3 protein-coding genes are annotated in these 2,781 nt (G+C 70.8%); all 3 read right to left on the bottom strand.

All coding sequences use genetic code 11. The features are described from left to right. A partial coding sequence (locus E1293_RS46115; protein WP_132206354.1) for a C40 family peptidase occupies positions 1–801 on the bottom strand: 801 nt, incomplete at its 3' end. A 148-nt stretch (positions 802–949) separates the two neighbouring features. Further along, complete coding sequence (locus E1293_RS46110; RefSeq protein WP_132206352.1) at positions 950–2,371, bottom strand: maltokinase N-terminal cap-like domain-containing protein; 1,422 nt, start codon at positions 2,369–2,371, stop codon at positions 950–952. A gap of 2 nt (positions 2,372–2,373) precedes the next feature. Further along, positions 2,374–2,781, bottom strand: a 408-nt coding sequence (locus E1293_RS46105; RefSeq protein WP_207939520.1) for an alpha-glucosidase C-terminal domain-containing protein, incomplete at its 5' end; no start/stop codon positions are given.

The raw sequence follows: 2,781 nt of genomic DNA, 5'->3' as shown, positions 1-2,781 counted from the left end.
CATTGGGGGATTGTCGGATTTCTTGGGCAATGTATCTGCGGGTGGCGGAATATGGGGGGTCCGCTCCTTATCAGGCGGCTTATGCTCCGCTCGCTTCTGCACGCTCATGCGGTCGATCTTCTCGACGAGCTCCCGTACCGACGGAGACCACTGCCGGTAGGCGGGCGCGCCCGGCCGGACCGCGCCGGCGAACTGCTTCTTGCGGCGGGCGCCGAACTTGTCGATGCGGACCTTGGCCCCGGTGTGCGGCGCGTGCAGGAAGCGGCCGTGCCCGGCATAGAGGCCGACGTGGCTGCGGCCGTGGAAGAAGACGAGGTCCCCGGCCTTCAGGTCCTTCATCCTCACCTTCCGGTCCACCTTGCTGTACTGGGAGTAGGTGACGCGCGGAATCTTCACCCCGGCCTTGCGCCAGGCGGCCATCGCGAGGCCGGAGCAGTCGAAGCCGCTCGGGCCGTCGGCGCCCCACCGGTACGGCTTGCCGATCTGGTCGCGGGCGAATCGCATCGCCTTCTTCGCACGCTTGCGCTGGGACGCCTCACGCGTCCGGTACTTGTCGTAAGCCTGGACCTTCTTCAGCGTCGCCGAATCCAAGTGCAGGCTCTGCAGCACCGTGGGATTGAGCGCGGCGAGGGCCTGTGAGGCCATCGGCACGGTCAGCGCGAGCCCGGTCACCGTCGCGGTCGCGGTGACGGCTGTCCGGAGCATTATCTGTTTTCGGGTGGCCGCCGGGCCGCGGCCGGTATGGCCGGCGAATGCTCCGGATGCGCTTTCGGTCTTGTGTGAGCGGCGTGCGATGGACATTCTCGTGCTCTCCGTTTCCCATCGTCTTTCCGGCAGGTGATCTTCCTGCCGACAGATCGGATACCCGTCCGCCGCCGCGGAATTGGGAGAGCGCGCCGATTTTACATGATCATGGCCCGGAATTGGATGCGGGCTTTGGTGTCTTTGATCATGCGGTCAGATGGGCCAGCGATTTCAGCGGGACGGGCAGCCAGGCCGGCCGGTTCCGCGCCTCGTAGCGCACCTCGTAGACGGCCTTCTCGAACTCGAACGCGCGGATGAGGACGGCGTGCGCGGCCGGGTCGGGCCCGCCGGCGGCGGCGTAGCCGCGGCAGAACGCGGCCCGGTTCCGCGCCGCCCAGGCCTCCGCCCGCGTCTCCAGCCACGGCCCCGACTCGGTCGGCACCGAAGCCGACTTGGTGATGAGGAACCGCGCCGCGTACTCGAACGAGCGGAGCATCCCGGCGACGTCCCGCAGCGGATGCGCGAGGGCCCGGCGCTCGGTCTGCGTCCGCGCCGGCTCGCCCTCGAAGTCCAGCAGCGTCCAGCCCGACTCGGTGCGCAGCACCTGGCCGAGGTGGTAGTCGCCGTGCACCCGCTGGACGGGCAGCGGCTCCGCCTGCGCGGCCAGGTCGAGGAACGCCGCGGTGAGCGCCTTCGCGTGCGGCGCCAGCCCGGGCACCGCGCGGCAGGTGCCGGTCAGCTCGGCGTTCATCCGCGCGGCCATCGCGCGGACCTCGCCGGCCGGGACGACCGTCACGCCGAACGCGTCCGCCAGCGCGCGGTGCACCTCGGCGGTCGCCGCGCCGAGCCGCTCGGCCTCGGCCGCGAAGTCGCCGCCGGCCGCGCTCGCGTCCAGCTCCGCCCACTCGTCGTCGCCGGGCGGTGGGGTGTGCGCGTACCAGTCGCGGACGCTGGCGATCGCCAGGCTCCAGCCGTCCGCGCCCGTGTGCAGGTAGTCCGACAGGAGCCCGAGCGTGATGGGTGGCTCGCCCTTTCCGTGGGGCTCCAGCTCGATCCAGCCGTGCACCGCCGGGACGTGCGTGCAGCCGCCGCGGGTCAGCGCGAGGTTGACCTCCAGGTCGAGGTTGACGCCGCGGCTGAGCCGCCGGAACAGCTTGCAGATGTAGGCGTCCCCGAACAGCAGGGACGTGTTGCTCTGCTCGGCGGTGATGGGCAGGCTCGCCAGGTCGGTCCGGATGCGGGCGCCGTCGGCGTGGTGGAACCGCAGCGGGCCGATGGACGCCCCGCCCGCCAGCTCGTTCAGCAGGATGCGGGTCAGGTCCGGGTCGTGGACCGCGTCGTACAGCCGCGCCTTCGCGCCCCGCCCGCCGGCGGGCGCGCCGATCTCGGCGTACCGGAGGCGGTCGGGCAGGTCGCGGCGGACGCCGAGGAGGACCTGGTACTGGTCGGTTTCGCCGTTCTGCCGGACGTCGAGGATCAGGTGGTGGAGGGCGGGATCGCCCGGGAGCAGCTCGGTGGCGGTGCCGATGGACAGGTCGTCGATGGGGCCGTCCTTGCCGCCGAACCACCGCTGCCGGGGCAGCCACTCGGCGAGGTCACGGACGAGGTCGGATTCCGGTGGCAGCACCGTCAGACGGTCCTTCCCGCGCGCGTGCCAGGACCCGCGTCCATGCCCGCGTCGGGATCGCCGTCCTCCGGTGGGATCAGCTGGAACCAGAAGAACCCGTGTCCGGGCAGCGTCATCAGGTACGGCAGTTCGCCGATGGCCGGGAACTGGACGCCGCCCATGCATTCGACGGGGGAGTAGCCCTCGAACCGCCGCATGTCGAGCTCGACCGGCTGCGGGAAGCGCGACAGGTTGCTGATGCACAGGACCGTGTCCATGCCGCCCCACGGGCTCTCGTCCTCGGTGATCTCGCGGGTGAAGGCGAGGACGGAGGGGTTGGAGGCGGAGAGTTCGACGTAGGTGCCGACGCCGAAGACGGGGTGGCGTTGGCGGATTTCGATCATTTTGCGGGTCCAGTGCAGGAGTGATCC

This window comes from Actinomadura darangshiensis (assembly GCF_004349235.1).
Classification (GTDB): Bacteria; Actinomycetota; Actinomycetes; order Streptosporangiales; family Streptosporangiaceae; genus Spirillospora; species Spirillospora darangshiensis.
This window is presented reverse-complemented; position numbering and strand designations above follow the sequence as displayed.